Here is a 14342-nt window from a genome sequence, read left to right as displayed (position 1 = left end):
CCGTTGATACCAAAAGTTGTGTCGTTCAAAGATTTCATTAGCTAATTCACTGATTTTACTGCTGTTTTGCATCGTAATCTAATATCTAGAAGTTTTTATGATTCGGTCCATACTTATAGCCATTCTTATTCTAACGTCTTTTGCAGTTCAGGCACAAACCCGAACACAAATCATGGGCAAAGTAGTAGATAGCGAAAGCAACATGCCAGTAGAGTTTGCTACAGTGGCTGTAATAGACCCTGAGACAAAAAAACCAATCACTGGAGCCACCACTTCATTGGAAGGTACCTTTGCATTCAGTACTACAGTAACGGAGTTTGAAATTGAGATTAGTTTTATTGGGTTTGAAAAACGAGTGATTAGTGACTTTCAGATTACAAACAACCGTGTGGATTTGGGAACTGTTGTTATTAAAAGTGATAGCAAACAGCTAGATGAGATTGTGGTGCAGGGTGAAAAATCTCAGACTGAGTTTAGAATTGATAAAAGAGTATTTAATGTGGGGTCTGATCTCAGTGCAGCAGGTGCCAGCGCTTTAGATGTACTCACCAATGTCCCCTCCGTAAATGTGAACATAGAAGGGCAAGTAAGTTTAAGGGGAAGTACGGGCGTACAAATTCTCATTGATGGTAAGCCATCTATCCTCACTGCAAGCAACGATGGTAATGCGCTTGGATCCATTACCGCTGATATGATAGAAAGTGTAGAGGTCATCACCAACCCATCTGCGAAATACGAAGCGGAGGGTACATCAGGCATCATCAATATCGTATTAAAAAAGGAAGAGAAAAAAGGAACGAACGGCTCTATTTCCATCAATGGCGGGGTGCCCCATAACCATAGTATTGGTTTTAGTTTGAATCATAGAACGGAGAAATTCAATCTGTTTTCACAATTCGGAGTGGGTTATAGAGAGTTGCCGAGAGATAAAACCGCCTACAATCAAGATTTAGTGACTGACACGACCATTTATTCTGAAGGTGAGGAATTCAGAAATGAGAAATTCTATAATGTAATCCTTGGGACAGACTATCACATCAACGATCGCAATGTCATCACTTTGTCGGGTAATTATGCCTTAGAGCTTGAAGACCAGCCATCGGAAACTGATTTTTCTATGGTGGATGGTTCTGGTAACGTCCTTTCACAATGGCAAAGAACCGAAGAAACGGAGGCCACCAACCCAAAGTATCAATTTGATTTGCAATACAAAAGAGATTTTGAAGATCATAAAGATCACGATTTGTTGGTGTCTGCCACAGGTAGCTTCTTTGGCAAAACTCAGTCCTCAGATTTTTTGGATGAAACGACAGGAGGAAATGAAAATCAAGACGCCCAACAAAAAACAGAAACTACTTTCGACGAAGGCAAATACACTTTTAAGTTGGATTATACCAAACCATTTTCTGATGGGTTCATGCTTGAAACAGGGGGGCAGTATTTACTCAATGATGTAGGCAATGATTATGCAGTTCGGAATTTAGTCGATGGGGAATACGTGATAGACACCACACAGACGAACGACTTTGAGTATAATCAGGATGTGCTTGGTGTATATAGTACAGTAGCATACGAAAAGAATAGCTGGGGTTTGAAACTTGGGTTGCGCATTGAAAATACAGAGCTCAATACTTTGTTGGCCAATACTGGAGAAACCAATCATCAGAATTACACCAATTTCTTCCCTACGATTCACACCTCTTATAAATTGAAGGAAAGTATGTCTGTTCAAGCGGGCTATTCTCGACGCATCTATCGTCCTCGACTATGGGATCTGAACCCATTTTTCAACATTCGGAATAACTACAATATTCGTCAGGGGAATCCTGATCTTTTGCCAGAATATACAGATTCGTATGAGGTGAGTGGTATTTATAATAAAGATGCGTTGTCTTTGAGCACTTCCGTATATCACAGGTACACCACTGGGGTGATAGAACGCATATCCTATTTTGAAGACAATGTAAACATTACTCGACCTGAAAATATTGGAACCAATAATGCGACAGGTTTAGAGGTAAATGTCCAGTATGAACCTTTGAAATGGTTGACCGTCAACGCGGATTTTAATTACAACTATTTTGTGAGAAATGGAGAATTAGAAGGGCAGATTTTCGACTTTACTGCAGATCAATTGACTACGAAATTGACTACGAAGATGAAGCTTCCTCATGATTTTGATTTTGAGATGACAGGCAATTACCGTGGACCTTACCAAACTGTGCAAGGAGAAGTGTCAGATATGATTTTTCTGGATTTAGGAGCAAGAAAAAAGATACTTAAGGGTAAAGGGGTGATCAATATGAGCGTCAGAGATGTGTTTGCTTCTAGAATTAGAGAGAGCTTTGTGAACCAGCCAGAATATAATCTTTACGATCGATCATTACGTGGTCGATTCGTCACCGTTGGTTTCAGCTATGGATTTGGCAAGGGTGAGGCGATGACCTATTCCGGACGAAGACGATAGTTTTTTTTAAGTGATGTATATTTGAAAATATCACTTTTAAAATCAAATGATGCCTAACCTAAGTCCTAAAAAACTATTTCTAATTGACGCATGTGGAGCGATAGTGTCAGCGGTTATGCTCGGGTTAGTCCTGACTAGATTAGAGCCTATGATAGGAATGCCTTCTTCCGTACTCCAGTTTCTAGCCAGTATAGCATGTGTTTTTGCCGTTTATTCATTTTTTTTCTTCTGGCAGACACCAGCAAACTGGCGACTCTATTTAAGAGCTATTGCCTTGGCCAATTTATCTTATTGCCTGTTGACAATTTATTTGGTTGTAAAGCTCTACGACCAAATAACTCTTTTAGGCATGACCTATTTTATGGCTGAATTGATCGTTCTGTTGGCCCTGATAGTGTTTGAATGGAAAAGATCCTTTTCGGAAGAAAAGAGTTAAGGAAATGCACTAATGTTTAAGTGTGTAAAACCAAATTCAATTAACGGGTCTTTCTATAATTCAAAATCGCCCAGGTATTGAAAAAAGCTGCAAATCCAGTCATAACCAAAAAATGAGGCATCACATCTCTTAGTCCGCTGCCTTTGAGTACGATCATTCTGGTCACTTCAATAAAGTAGGTGACTGGGTTGGATTTGGCTATGGCCTGAGACCAGCCAGGCATACTTTCGATAGGCGTGAACAAGCCACTCATGAGAATAAAAATCATCATGAAGAAAAAGGCAATCGACATGGCTTGCTGCTGGGTTTCCGCGTAGGTGGAAATTAACAAACCAAGTCCGAGAAGTGCAATCAGATAAAGCGATAAGTATCCATAAAGCAAGAGCAAGCTACCTATAGGCACGATGCCGTAAATCCATTGGCCTACCACAAAAAGTCCTATGGTAAAAACAACCATCCCAATCACCCAAAAGGGAATCAGTTTGCCCAAAATGAAATGATGTTTTCTGATGGGCGTCACGTTGATTTGCTCTATCGTTCCGATTTCCTTTTCTTTCACGATGTTCAAAGCACACATATAAGCGCCCACCATCGTGACCAAAACCACTAAGATGCCTGGCACCATAAAAAAGCTATAATCCAGATCTGTGTTGAACCAATGGGTGGAGGTAATCTCAATATTGGGCTGCTTGTTGATTTTGGTTGTTGGCATCCATTCCATTCGAATGTTTTGATTGAATCGCTGGATGATTTGGGATAGATAAGCCCCTCCAATGTTCGCTTTGGTTCCGTTGATGGCATTGACGGCGATAAACAAATTACTGGCTTGCTCCTTAAAAAGATTGCGTTCAAAATGAGCCGGAATCTCTAAAACCAAATCAGTCGCATCGTTTTCAATTCCTTGAAAAGCTTCGTTATAAGATTGCTCAAAGGCAACAAGTTTGAAATAGCCAGAAGCAATGATGTCTGTAGCCAATTGCTGGGAATAGGTGGAGTGATCGTGATCCACAATAGAAATATTGATATTCTTCACTTCATAATCTGCTGCCAAAGGCATGATGAGGAGTTGAATGATCGGCATCACGAAAATCATCGGCAACAAGGCCTTGTTTCGGAAGATCTGTTTAAACTCTTTCTGCAAAAGGAATCTCAGTGTTCTCATGCCAGTCTGATTTTGAATTTTTTGAAACTGATGAACAACAGAAAAAATGTCATACCCAACAGGATAAGGGTTTCCTTCCAAATGGCTTCAAACCCTAGGCCTTTGATCATGACCGATTTCACAATGATATAATACCATTTGGACGGAACAATATTTGAAATGATCTGCAAGGGCCAGGGCATATTTTCGATCGGAAACATAAATCCGGTAAATAGCAATGTCGGGATCATCATACCCATCAGTGAAATCAACATGGCGGCTTGCTGTGAGTTGGTGCTATTGGAGATCAACAAGCCCAAGGCAAGTGCTGCGAGTATCAGTAAGGCGCTTTCTGCAAATAGCAAGAAGATGCTACCGGCTATAGGTAAGTCCAGCATAAAAACACTTAATAGCAATATAATCGTCAGGTTGAGCAAGGACAAAGCAAAATAAGGAAGTGCTTTGGAAATAATCACCCAAATGGGATTGATGGGGGAGACCAAGAGGATTTCCATGGTTCCCATTTCTTTCTCTTTCACGATAGATACTGAGGTCATGAGTACACATACCAGCAACAAGACCAATGCCATGACGCCAGGGACATAGTTGGTCACACCTTTCAATTCGGGATTATAAATCATTCGGATTTCTGTGCTGATCTGATAAGGAAGTTTCTGCGTAGGAGAAATACTTCTTTGATAATCCATAATAATGGAAGAGATGTAGTTAGTCAAGGTATTAGCCGTATTTGGATCAGACGCATCTGTAATAATCTGTACTTGCGCATGATACTCGTGTAGGAGACTTTGTTCGAAATTTTGTGGAAATACTACAACTGCCTTGGCTCTGCCTGTATTGAAAGCGGATGCAATGGCTTCGGCTCCTAGGATGCTTCTTTCTAATTTGAAGTTGCTACTTGCGGCTAGTTTTTCAGTGATAGCAAACGTCGTTTCATCCTTGGCATAGTCGCATACCACTATACTGGAATCTTTTATTTCATTGGTCAATGCGAAGCCAAAAAGAAGAATTTGAGCAATCGGCAAACCAAAAAGCATCAGGAGTGTCTTCGAGTCTCTGAACACGTGATAAAATTCTTTCCTGACGAATGAATAAAACTGTTTCATAGATTTAATCTCCTCGTTTGGCTCCTCGGGCTAATTCAAAAAATACATCATCCATGGTCGCGGCTTTAAATTGCTTTTTTAAGTTGGCTGGCGTATCCAAAGCTCGAATCTCACCATCTACCATCATTGATAGACGATTGCAATATTCTGCTTCATCCATGTAGTGCGTGGTTACAAATACAGTGATGCCACGGGCAGATGCTTCATAGATCAAATCCCAAAATTGTCGGCGGGTGACGGGGTCTACACCACCAGTGGGCTCATCCAGAAATACGATTTTAGGTTCGTGCAAAATCGCCACGGAGAAAGATAATTTTTGCTTCCAACCTAGCGGTAGCGAGCCGACCAGTTTGTCCACTGCTTCCTGCATGCCCAATTTGTCGATCAGCGCTTCTCCTTTGTTTTTTATTTCCTGATTGGAAAGACCATAGATACCCGCAAAAAATTTGATGTTTTCCATGACTGTCAAGTCTTCATACAAGCTGAATTTTTGACTCATATAGCCAATGCTTTTTTTGATCTGTTCGGTCTCTTTATAAATGTCACAATTGGCTATGGTAGCGCTTCCTGAACTAGGCTTTGAAAGACCGCAGAGCATGCGAATCGCTGTGGTTTTGCCAGCGCCATTGGCTCCCAAAAAACCAAATATTTCACCTTTATAGACTTCAAAGGTGATTTCATTGGCGGCTATAAAGTCCCCAAAGCGTTTGGTCAATCGATCAGTTTTGATGACGATCTCTTTCATGTCAAGCGTTCATCAAATGAATAAAACAATCTTCAATGGTCGGTGTAGTCTGATGGCAATCCAGATTTTTATGCGACTGATTAGTAAGAAAATGGAGTAAATCATCCGATCGATCGACATCATCAGTAAATGAAAAATGATGGTATTCACCAAAGGAATTAGTTCCACTTACAAAATCCACTTGCCTGAGATCATGCAGAAGTTTACTCATGTTGGCTGCTTTGATCGCGTAGAGTTGTTGAGGATATTGAGCCGTGATTTGTGTGGGTTGGTCGATCGACATGATTTTGCCATCCTGAATCAAGGCGATTCGTTCGCAGAGGGTAGCTTCATCCATATATGGAGTAGAGACTAAGATGGTGATACCTTCGGCTTTCAAACGTTTCAGCATTTCCCAAAATTCTTTTCTGCTCACCGTATCGACTCCAGTGGTGGGTTCATCCAGAAAAAGTACGGTTGGGCGATGAATGAGCGCACAGCATAAGGCCAGTTTCTGCTTCATGCCACCAGAGAGTTTGCCAGCCCTTCGTGTTTTGAATGGTTCGATCTGACTATATATGTCTTTGATGAGGTCATAGTTTTCCTGAATAGAGGTGCCAAAAAGTGTAGCGAAAAAATCCAGATTTTCTTCTACTGTTAGATCTTGATACAAGGAGAATTTGCCTGGCATATAGCCTATTCGCTTTCTGATTTCTCTGTAATCTTTTGCTACATCGAATCCATTGACCGAAGCTTCACCGCTATCCGCCAGCAATAAGGTGGTTAGTATTCGGAAAATGCTGGTTTTGCCTGCGCCGTCTGGGCCTATCAGACCGAATAATTCGCCTTTTTCTACTTCAAAAGAAACATCATCAACTGCTTGAATCGCTCCATTGTCATAGGTTTTGGTGATATGGTTGAGTATTACATCGCTCACCTTTAGAGGAATTGAATTTCGCCGTACATCCCTATTTTGTAGCTGCCATCGTTGACCACCGAAACTTTGACTGCATAGACCAGATTGGCCCTTTCATCTTTGGTTTGGATGGTTTTTGGTGTGAATTCTGCTTTTTCGCTGATCCAAATGATCTGGCCTTGGGTGGTTTTCATTCCGCCGTTTCCATCGTCTGTTTTTACGGTCACTTCTTGGTTTAGCTTGATGGTTGCGAGTTGATTGCCTGTGATATAAACCCGAAGTATGAGCGTGGAGAGATCTGCTATTTTATAGAGTACTTTTCCAGGCTGGGTCATTTCATAGGCTTCGGCGTACTTGCCAAGTACTGTTCCGTCGACCGGATTGATGATTTTATACTTTTGAAGCATATCATCGAGCTGTTCCAATTGATAGTTCAATGAATTGGCATCTTGATCTAAACCATTTAGATTGATAGTGAGTGTAGATCTTTGTGCGGCGATCTGTTTTTTGAGGGTCTCCACCTGAGCGTTGATATCATCAAGCTGTTTGGTAGTGGCTGCATCTTCTTTTACCAGATTTGTGATTCGCTTTTGCTCATTTTGTGCCGTTTTAAGTTGCGTTTGCAAAGTGGCGAGTTGTACAGATACGTTGGGCTTTCTGCTCAGCATCGCTTGTATTTGAGCTTCCAGTTGTTTCTTTTTTAGATAAGTCTGTGTACTGTCTATATAGCCGATCCATTGTCCAGCCCTGAGCTGCTGTCCCTCTTGGATGTCAAATGATTGGATAACTCCTGAGGCTTCCGACGATAAGATCGTTTCGACCGCTTCAAATGCCCCGGAAGCATCAAAGTCTTTTTCTGATGTAGTGCAACTTGTTGTACTTATGACCAGGCACGCGATTAAATAGGGGATGGTATTTTTCATATCGATTAGTTTCCAGTATCGGTTTTGAGTTGATAGACCGCCATGAGATATTGTATATCATGGATGATCATTTGAAGGTTAGCTGTATTCTCATCGTTGATCCGAGTCAATAATTGAGAGGTGGTAGCCACACCATTTTTGTATTTTGTTTCATACGAGGCGCGTATGGATTTTTTTAGATTGATGATTTCTTTATCCCGTTCAAGCAATTCTTGATATTTTTTGATCTCTTGTTGAGTCTGACTTACTTGCAATTGGGTATGATACAAAAATGTTTCTTCCTGCACTTGAATCATCTGACGATTGATTTCGGAGATATTATTATTGTTCTTGTTTTTGTACAAGGGGCTTAGACTCCAAGATGCACTCAGACCAGCTACTAAAATGTTGTTGAGACTGCTGGGACCAAAATTGATCCCGGGCTGGATGAAGGTGCCAAAGCCTAGCAATCCAATTTTAGGGTAGAGTAGTGCTTTATTGAGTCCGTCTTGAGAATCAATCAATTTTCGCTGATGGTCAAATACAGATAATTCAAGTCGGTTAATTTGATGGTCAAATGCAACCGCTTTTTCGGGCTTGATTAGTTTGGTATTTGCGCCCAAATCCGTGCCTATCATGGCTGATAGCATTTTTTTGTATGATTCGCTGGCATAAATCAATTCGGTTCTTTTTTGTGCTGCATTGATGATTTCCACTTTTATTTCATCTAAATCTGATTGATAGGCGGTGCCATTGGCAACGTGCGTTTCGATCAATTTGTAATTGGTCTGTAAGTTTTTCTCGAGGAAACCTAGTTGTTTGAGTTGCTCCTCAAGGAGCAGGATGCCAAAGAAAAGATGGTTTACTCGCTCACGGATTTCGTAGATAGAAACTTCCAATTCAATGTTTTGTAAAGCAGCCTTGGCTTTCGCGATTTCTTTGTAATTTTTAGTCATACCGCCATCCCAAATGGGCTGATTGACTTGTAGCACTGAGATGAAATTGGCCTCCGTTGAGGTGCCTTGACTGGCTGATGGAGCCCCACTGATCACGCCACCAATTAGCGTGACGTCAAATTGAGGCAAATAGGCTTTACTCGCATTGGAGATCGTGTATTCGCTAGCCTTATTTATCAAATCAAATTGTTGGATCAGTGGATAGTTCTGGGCTGCTGAGTCTTGCACTTGATCTATGGTCCAGGTAGAAGGCTGACTACGGGATGACGCACTAGTTACCACAAGTAGTAGGGCACACGCAGCAAAGTTTTTGAGTTGTAGTATCATGGATAGCTTAGTTATCTAGAATCATTTTGATCCATTTTGGAATTAATTTCTTTCGCTCCAACATCATTTTTTTGAATTCTGGGTCGGACATATGACTGATGCCTTTGATCATGGGCTTTGCAAGAAAAGGAAAGATGGTGAGTGAGGTAAGGTTCACTAGAATTTGCATGGAAGCTTGAGGACTGGTGTCAGGCATTTTGGCACGTAGTTGTTGGAAGAACACCGATTGAAGTATGGTTTCTTTCTGTTGGATTATTTCCAACAAATGTCCCGGTTTGTTTTTGAGCTCACCAATGATGAAATAGGGTAAGTTGGGCTGACTCATAAGCATGTCTATATAGGAATCAACAAACTGCTCTAATTTCTCTGTCAAGGAGGTGTTAGGATCGTTTAGCGTGGAAAGTACACCTTTCATAAAATGTTGAAAAGTTTCCAGCATGATCATTTCGAAGAGTTGGGACTTACTTTTGAAGTAATAATTAAGAAGGGCCAAGTTGATACCTGATTTTTCAGCTATATCTCTAGTTCTGGTGGCTTCATACCCCTTCTCAATAAATAACGACCTTGCAGCCTCTTTGATTTTATCTTCAGCTTTGAGTGTTTTGGTCATGTTCGGTTGTTAGATCAACTTGATTAAAATTAATTAAATCAATTGATTTAATCAAATGATTAACTTTTATCTTAAGGCAGGAGAACAAAACGGGTTGAATTTGGAATATTTGGTTTCCATAATCATTATAGATGTGATATCTTGTAACAAACTAGCTTATGAAATTATGAGAATTGCTACTATTATCATTCGAGTATTGCTGGGGCTTTTGTTTGTCTTTGCTTCAGGCTCTTATTTTCTGAATTTAGTTCCAGAACCAGAGTTGGCTGGTAACATGAAAACCTTTAATGATGGGCTGAATGCTGCAGGTTATCTGATGCCAACAGTAAAATTTTTGGAATTGATTTGTGGTTTGGCTTTCCTGACTGGTCGTTTTGTACCACTGGCTACAGTGGTCATTTTCCCGATTGCCATCAACATTTTAGGTGTACACACTTTTCTTGCACCTGAAGGGTTGCCCATAGCCCTATTTGTCCTGCTGTCTAATTTGTTTTTAGCCTATCGTAATTGGCCACATTATCAAGGCTTGTTAGAAAGCAAATAGATTTGTTTTTTGACTAAATTACTAGTACTTGAATTGAGCTACATTTTTTATTGAAATCAACTGGTCTATGAATAAGCACAAGCTTTCTACTTTCGTATTTGTTGTCAACGGTATCTTGTTTTTCCTTGGGGGAGCTGGATTGCTAGGAGATGGAAAGGTGCTGTTTGGAGCTATTCAGATAGTGGCGGGTGCCTGTAACATGGCTATATTGGTGGGCACAAGAAAAAGTCACAGACGTCATATCATCAACCTCCTGATTTTATTGATGAATGTGGTAGTAGCTGGATCCATAGCTTGGGACTATACCATAGCAGGAAAACAATACATTCAGTATGCATGGCTAGTAGCAGCCTTGATGTCGCTGGCTGCTTTTGGCATCCAGTTGCGCAAGGGAAATTCAGCGGAGTAACATTTCACATTTCGGCAGTTGAACAGGATTGAATCAACTTGAACAGCCTTGACTAGCCAGCTTTTTATCAATGGTTCTAATTTGTAATAACCAAAATAAAAAGCAATGAAAAAGTCGATCTTATTACTACTCATCATCATTTCTCTATTCACTCATTCCAACGCTCAGGAGGTGCTCCCGATAGATACCAGTACTTGGGATTTTCAAGGACGTGGTTATGTGATTGAAGAGTTTAAAGGGAAAAAGGCCGTTTACCTAATCGGTGCTATGTCACTGAAGGATATAAAATTTCTGAATGGTACGATTGAATACGATATCTTTTTAAAAGAAGAAAGATGTTATCCGGGCGTATACTTCAGATTGGCAGATGAAAAAAATGGCGAACAATTTTTTATGCGATTGCACTTATCAGGATTAGAGGATGCGACTCAGGCCGCACCGTTAGTCAACAATCTTACCCCTTGGCAGTTGATGTTTGGCGAGCGTTATTCCTTTCCATATACATTCAACTACAGTGGGTGGACACATGTAAAAATAGTGGTGAATGGCAAGCAAGCGCAGGTTTATTTGGACTATGCGACAACGCCTCATTTGTCTTGGGATCTTACTATGCCAGTGCAAGCTGGTGATGTCATCTTGCGAGGAGGTAGAGTCACTGGATTGCATATTGCAGATATCAAAATAGATCCAAATGCCACCGAAATCAAAAACTTTAATCCCATAAAAAGGGAGCCAATTGAAGGTCTGGTTCCTGAATGGGAAATTTCCGACATGTTTGAAGAGAAGCAGCTGGAAGACCCTTCAAAACTGCAGACTGTAATAGATGAAAGGAAATGGGGTAGGTCTGTACTAGTGGAGGAAGGCACTGCAGCCAATATTTCAAAAGTTCAAGATTTGTACAATGGAGAACCAGGCGAAACCGTCTTTGCTAAAATCACCATACAATCGGATCGAGATCAGCTCAAATTATTTGAGTTTGGTTATAGTGATCGAGTGGTTACAATCCTCAATGGAAAGCCGATTTATAAGGGCACAAATTTTTGGCGCTCTAGGGATTATAGATATTTGGGGACTATCGGGCTCTTCGATGCGGTTTATTTAGATCTGAAAAAAGGCAAAAACACCTTACTCCTTGCTGTGTCCGAAAGTTTTGGTGGCTGGTTGGTCACTGGTAGAATAAAGGATATGGAAGGTATAAAGATTAAGTAGTAACATGGGGCTATTTATTATGAAGAAAAAAGGATGGCTATGCAATTGGCCATCCTTTTTTAATACTTAATTGCAAATTTTTGGTTAGTTCAATTAAGCTGGGTTTATAGTTATTACATAACTATTTCCTGAGGGGTTTGTTTGAGTAAACTTGAAATTGCCGTTGAAGGTAAATTCATGCTTTCCCACTGCTGGATCATCAAGATAGATCCTACCTGGATTCAAATTTGAATCCACGAATTGTGCGTCAAAACCAACGCCTCTGGGAAAGAAAGAACTATTCCCCATTGAAATCAAACAATTATCTCCATTCGCGATTTTTGTTGCTACTGGAGGTTTAATGTTCCAAGTAGAATCATCATTTACTTGAGAGATTGTTGTGAAAACAATAACATGTCCTGTGTTATTTACAATTTCACATGATGCACCCATTGCCATAATAATAGTGTTTAAGTTATAAAAAATTGTTAGTTGAAATCAGACTAGTTAGAATTAATCTAGTCTTGATTTCTTGGTAAAGGTGAGTCGATCAATGAATGAAAAGATCAGGCTATAAGGGTATATCTATAGTTACCAATTTGTAGGTACCTATCAGTAAAAATGGGTACTTGAAGGGAATAAGCTTGGAAATGTTAAATGATTGAGATGACTTTAGTATGGTGATATTTAATTGCAATTGATTGTCAATTCTTCTTTCACTTTTTTCTCATCATCTAGAATCTCATAAAATGAATCCAAATAACCCATCATGTGATTCTTGGATTTGGAACTGAGTAACGAAGAACTTTGAATGAGTTCATAGAGCATGGCTTTTTTAGCCTGAAATTTCAGTAAAGTGGACTGATATACTTCAAATTCCTCACAAGGCCCTCTAAAGAGACGCTGAGTGATATCTTCTATGGGTAGAACATCTGCAGGAATGGCGTAAGGAGGATTTACAATTCCACAATAATCAAAGTCATACGGAATGGCAAGGGGAATAATAAAGTTTGAAGTATTGTTGGGCAACATGGTTTTCATATTGTGACGAGCCAGGATAGAGTAATCCGTATTGCCAATTAAATAATTGAATATGGAAACCATGTGCCTGTTTGATGGCGGAAATTGGCCATAATAAAACTTAGAATCACCGTCAATATAGCTCGCCAATCTGTCTGCCATGGCTTTAGTAGGTTCTATCAGAAAGGCAAACCTCTCGAATTCCACATTCCCTCTTTTCTTACCGGTATCATAGTATTTCACCTTTAGCAATCGAACTCGGAAACTTGAATCTGTCATTATATTCAACATTTTGTAGACATAATATTCAGCAAGCAAATACTGATCGTAAGTAGATCCTGATTTGCAATTGCCTACCATTTTCATTTTATCAAATGATTTGAGCATTTCGAGTTTCACCTTCTTTTTAGGAAAGTCCAATTTCAGTGGAGGGTAGAAGCAGTTTTCTCGTCGAAAGTTGCCTCTGGCTCTCACGCCTATTTTTCTCTGCACATCAACGCTGTCATTGAAAGCAAATTCTATCACTGCTTTCTGATATTTTGAGGTGTCTTTTTTTCTATTTAAAATTTTGAAATTGGATTTGATCGTAATTTCGAAAATGGAGTCGTTGCCAAACAAATCGTATGTATTCATGTTGGAATCCACACCATCTCTGAATGATGCATTTGATTGATACAATTCGTCAAAATCGTGCTGAGCTAGCGAAAGAAAAGGCAAGCATAGAAGGATGAAGTTGATAACAAGTTTTTGCATGAGTATGAAAGAACAAATCCTAAATCACAAATATATTTAAATTGATTTTGATCAACTTAGAACTGATTTTTGTTGAGTTTTTTGAAGGAGGGGTATTTTGATAATCGATACCACACGGTTTAAGATTAATATCTAAGCTTATACCTTTATTAATTATTTTGAAATAGATAAACTTACGCTAGACATGCATGACATACTCCTTCAAAATATAAGGCAACTCGTTTCAGTGAATGAGAGTGAATCGGAGCTGATTAAAGACTCTTTTAAAATTGTACCTCTCAAAAAGAAGGAATTCTTGCTAAGAAAAGGAGAATACTCCAATCATATGCGGTTTATCGCCAAAGGCTGTCTTAAACTTTATCGGGTTGATGAAGTAGGGGCAGAGCATATCCTTCAATTTGGCATTGAAGGATGGTGGATGAATGACCTTTTTGCCTATCTGACAGAGAAACCAGCGACTTATTATATCCAAGCGATCACGGACAGTGTGGTTCTTCAGATACACAGAGATGCACTGGAGAGACTTTTTGATCAAATTCATATGATCGATCGTTTTTTTAGAATTAAAACCCAAAACGGATATGTGGCGCTTCAAGAAAGAACAGTAGATCATATGAGCCAAACTGTGGAGCAACGTTACTTAGAATTCATCACTCGGTATAGAAGTATGGAGCAGCAGATTCCTCAATACATGATAGCTTCCTACTTGGGTGTCACACCAGAGCACCTCAGTGCCATACGCAAAAAATTGAGTGTGCAAGATCGATCTTAAGATACCTTAAGGAAATTGATTTTCATGATTTCAAACTTTGTAAGAAAAAGTTA

15 protein-coding genes are annotated in these 14342 nt (G+C 39.8%); 6 read left to right on the top strand and 9 right to left on the bottom strand.

The window, feature by feature from the left end:
* Window positions 1-172: 172 nt before the first annotated feature.
* Together ABJH98_RS13265 and ABJH98_RS13260 are read left to right on the top strand one after the other, a co-directional pair.
* Window positions 173-2467 (top strand): outer membrane beta-barrel family protein, encoded by a 2295-nt coding sequence (locus ABJH98_RS13265; RefSeq protein WP_348308176.1) that lies wholly within the window; start codon window positions 173-175, stop codon window positions 2465-2467.
* A 46-nt stretch (window positions 2468-2513) separates the two neighbouring features.
* Window positions 2514-2903, top strand: a complete 390-nt coding sequence (locus ABJH98_RS13260; RefSeq protein ID WP_348308175.1) for a hypothetical protein — start codon at window positions 2514-2516, stop codon at window positions 2901-2903.
* Window positions 2904-2943: 40 nt separating this feature from the next.
* On the opposite strand, the gene ABJH98_RS13255 is transcribed toward ABJH98_RS13260, so the two are convergent.
* From ABJH98_RS13255 to ABJH98_RS13225, 7 genes are read right to left on the bottom strand one after another with little or no spacing between them, the layout of a single operon-like run.
* A complete protein-coding gene (locus tag ABJH98_RS13255) occupies window positions 2944-4065 on the bottom strand; it encodes an ABC transporter permease (protein ID WP_348308174.1) in 1122 nt (373 codons plus the stop codon).
* Window positions 4062-5168: an ABC transporter permease gene (locus ABJH98_RS13250; protein ID WP_348308173.1), complete on the bottom strand. Its 1107-nt coding sequence runs from the start codon at window positions 5166-5168 to the stop codon at window positions 4062-4064. Before ABJH98_RS13250 ends, ABJH98_RS13255 begins: the two co-directional genes overlap by 4 nt.
* Before the next feature lie 4 nt (window positions 5169-5172).
* The gene (locus tag ABJH98_RS13245; RefSeq protein WP_348308172.1) at window positions 5173-5913 is read right to left on the bottom strand and encodes an ABC transporter ATP-binding protein; all 741 of its coding nucleotides are present in this window, start codon (window positions 5911-5913) and stop codon (window positions 5173-5175) included.
* 1 nt (window position 5914) lies between these two features.
* Window positions 5915-6829, bottom strand: a complete 915-nt coding sequence (locus tag ABJH98_RS13240) for an ABC transporter ATP-binding protein (RefSeq protein WP_348308171.1) — start codon at window positions 6827-6829, stop codon at window positions 5915-5917.
* A gap of 2 nt (window positions 6830-6831) precedes the next feature.
* Complete coding sequence (locus tag ABJH98_RS13235) at window positions 6832-7731, bottom strand: HlyD family efflux transporter periplasmic adaptor subunit (RefSeq protein WP_348308170.1); 900 nt, start codon at window positions 7729-7731, stop codon at window positions 6832-6834.
* 5 nt (window positions 7732-7736) lie between these two features.
* On the bottom strand, window positions 7737-8993 hold the full coding sequence (locus tag ABJH98_RS13230; protein ID WP_348308169.1) for a TolC family protein: 1257 nt from the start codon (window positions 8991-8993) through the stop codon (window positions 7737-7739).
* Between the two features lie 7 nt (window positions 8994-9000).
* On the bottom strand, window positions 9001-9603 hold the full coding sequence (locus ABJH98_RS13225) for a TetR family transcriptional regulator (protein ID WP_348308168.1): 603 nt from the start codon (window positions 9601-9603) through the stop codon (window positions 9001-9003).
* A 55-nt stretch (window positions 9604-9658) separates the two neighbouring features.
* Between ABJH98_RS13225 and ABJH98_RS13220 the strand changes: the two genes are divergently transcribed.
* From ABJH98_RS13220 to ABJH98_RS13210, 3 genes are all read left to right on the top strand, one after another.
* On the top strand, window positions 9659-10147 hold the full coding sequence (locus ABJH98_RS13220) for a hypothetical protein (RefSeq protein WP_348308167.1): 489 nt from the start codon (window positions 9659-9661) through the stop codon (window positions 10145-10147).
* Window positions 10148-10214: 67 nt separating this feature from the next.
* Window positions 10215-10556 carry a hypothetical protein gene (locus ABJH98_RS13215; protein ID WP_348308166.1) on the top strand — a complete coding sequence of 114 codons (342 nt, stop codon included), beginning with the start codon at window positions 10215-10217 and terminating at the stop codon, window positions 10554-10556.
* A gap of 105 nt (window positions 10557-10661) precedes the next feature.
* Window positions 10662-11765, top strand: a complete 1104-nt coding sequence (locus ABJH98_RS13210) for a hypothetical protein (protein WP_348308165.1) — start codon at window positions 10662-10664, stop codon at window positions 11763-11765.
* A gap of 93 nt (window positions 11766-11858) precedes the next feature.
* On the opposite strand, the gene ABJH98_RS13205 is transcribed toward ABJH98_RS13210, so the two are convergent.
* Window positions 11859-12203: a hypothetical protein gene (locus ABJH98_RS13205; protein ID WP_348308164.1), complete on the bottom strand. Its 345-nt coding sequence runs from the start codon at window positions 12201-12203 to the stop codon at window positions 11859-11861.
* Window positions 12204-12431: 228 nt separating this feature from the next.
* A complete protein-coding gene (locus ABJH98_RS13200) occupies window positions 12432-13517 on the bottom strand; it encodes a hypothetical protein (protein ID WP_348308163.1) in 1086 nt (361 codons plus the stop codon).
* A gap of 184 nt (window positions 13518-13701) precedes the next feature.
* On the opposite strand from ABJH98_RS13200, the gene ABJH98_RS13195 reads away from it, so the two are divergent.
* Window positions 13702-14289: a Crp/Fnr family transcriptional regulator gene (locus ABJH98_RS13195; protein WP_348308162.1), complete on the top strand. Its 588-nt coding sequence runs from the start codon at window positions 13702-13704 to the stop codon at window positions 14287-14289.
* Window positions 14290-14342: the final 53 nt, after the last annotated feature.

It is taken from the genome of Reichenbachiella sp. (assembly GCF_039969095.1).
In the GTDB taxonomy this organism is placed as follows: Bacteria; Bacteroidota; Bacteroidia; order Cytophagales; family Cyclobacteriaceae; genus Reichenbachiella.
Note: the sequence above shows the minus strand (reverse complement) of the source record. Positions and strands in the feature narration are given on the sequence as shown.

What these genes read in the sequence shown, in the direction of transcription:
- ABJH98_RS13265 (WP_348308176.1), top strand. Translation starts at nt 173, where the DNA reads ATGGGCAAAGTAGTAGATAGCGAAAGCAACATGCCAGTAGAGTTTGCT.
- ABJH98_RS13260 (WP_348308175.1), top strand. Translation starts at nt 2,514, where the DNA reads ATGATGCCTAACCTAAGTCCTAAAAAACTATTTCTAATTGACGCATGT.
- ABJH98_RS13255 (WP_348308174.1), bottom strand. Translation starts at nt 4,065, where the DNA reads ATGAGAACACTGAGATTCCTTTTGCAGAAAGAGTTTAAACAGATCTTC.
- ABJH98_RS13250 (WP_348308173.1), bottom strand. Translation starts at nt 5,168, where the DNA reads ATGAAACAGTTTTATTCATTCGTCAGGAAAGAATTTTATCACGTGTTC.
- ABJH98_RS13245 (WP_348308172.1), bottom strand. Translation starts at nt 5,913, where the DNA reads ATGAAAGAGATCGTCATCAAAACTGATCGATTGACCAAACGCTTTGGG.
- ABJH98_RS13235 (WP_348308170.1), bottom strand. Translation starts at nt 7,731, where the DNA reads ATGAAAAATACCATCCCCTATTTAATCGCGTGCCTGGTCATAAGTACA.
- ABJH98_RS13230 (WP_348308169.1), bottom strand. Translation starts at nt 8,993, where the DNA reads ATGATACTACAACTCAAAAACTTTGCTGCGTGTGCCCTACTACTTGTG.
- ABJH98_RS13225 (WP_348308168.1), bottom strand. Translation starts at nt 9,603, where the DNA reads ATGACCAAAACACTCAAAGCTGAAGATAAAATCAAAGAGGCTGCAAGG.
- ABJH98_RS13220 (WP_348308167.1), top strand. Translation starts at nt 9,659, where the DNA reads ATGATTAACTTTTATCTTAAGGCAGGAGAACAAAACGGGTTGAATTTG.
- ABJH98_RS13215 (WP_348308166.1), top strand. Translation starts at nt 10,215, where the DNA reads ATGAATAAGCACAAGCTTTCTACTTTCGTATTTGTTGTCAACGGTATC.
- ABJH98_RS13210 (WP_348308165.1), top strand. Translation starts at nt 10,662, where the DNA reads ATGAAAAAGTCGATCTTATTACTACTCATCATCATTTCTCTATTCACT.
- ABJH98_RS13205 (WP_348308164.1), bottom strand. Translation starts at nt 12,203, where the DNA reads ATGGCAATGGGTGCATCATGTGAAATTGTAAATAACACAGGACATGTT.
- ABJH98_RS13200 (WP_348308163.1), bottom strand. Translation starts at nt 13,517, where the DNA reads ATGCAAAAACTTGTTATCAACTTCATCCTTCTATGCTTGCCTTTTCTT.
- ABJH98_RS13195 (WP_348308162.1), top strand. Translation starts at nt 13,702, where the DNA reads ATGCATGACATACTCCTTCAAAATATAAGGCAACTCGTTTCAGTGAAT.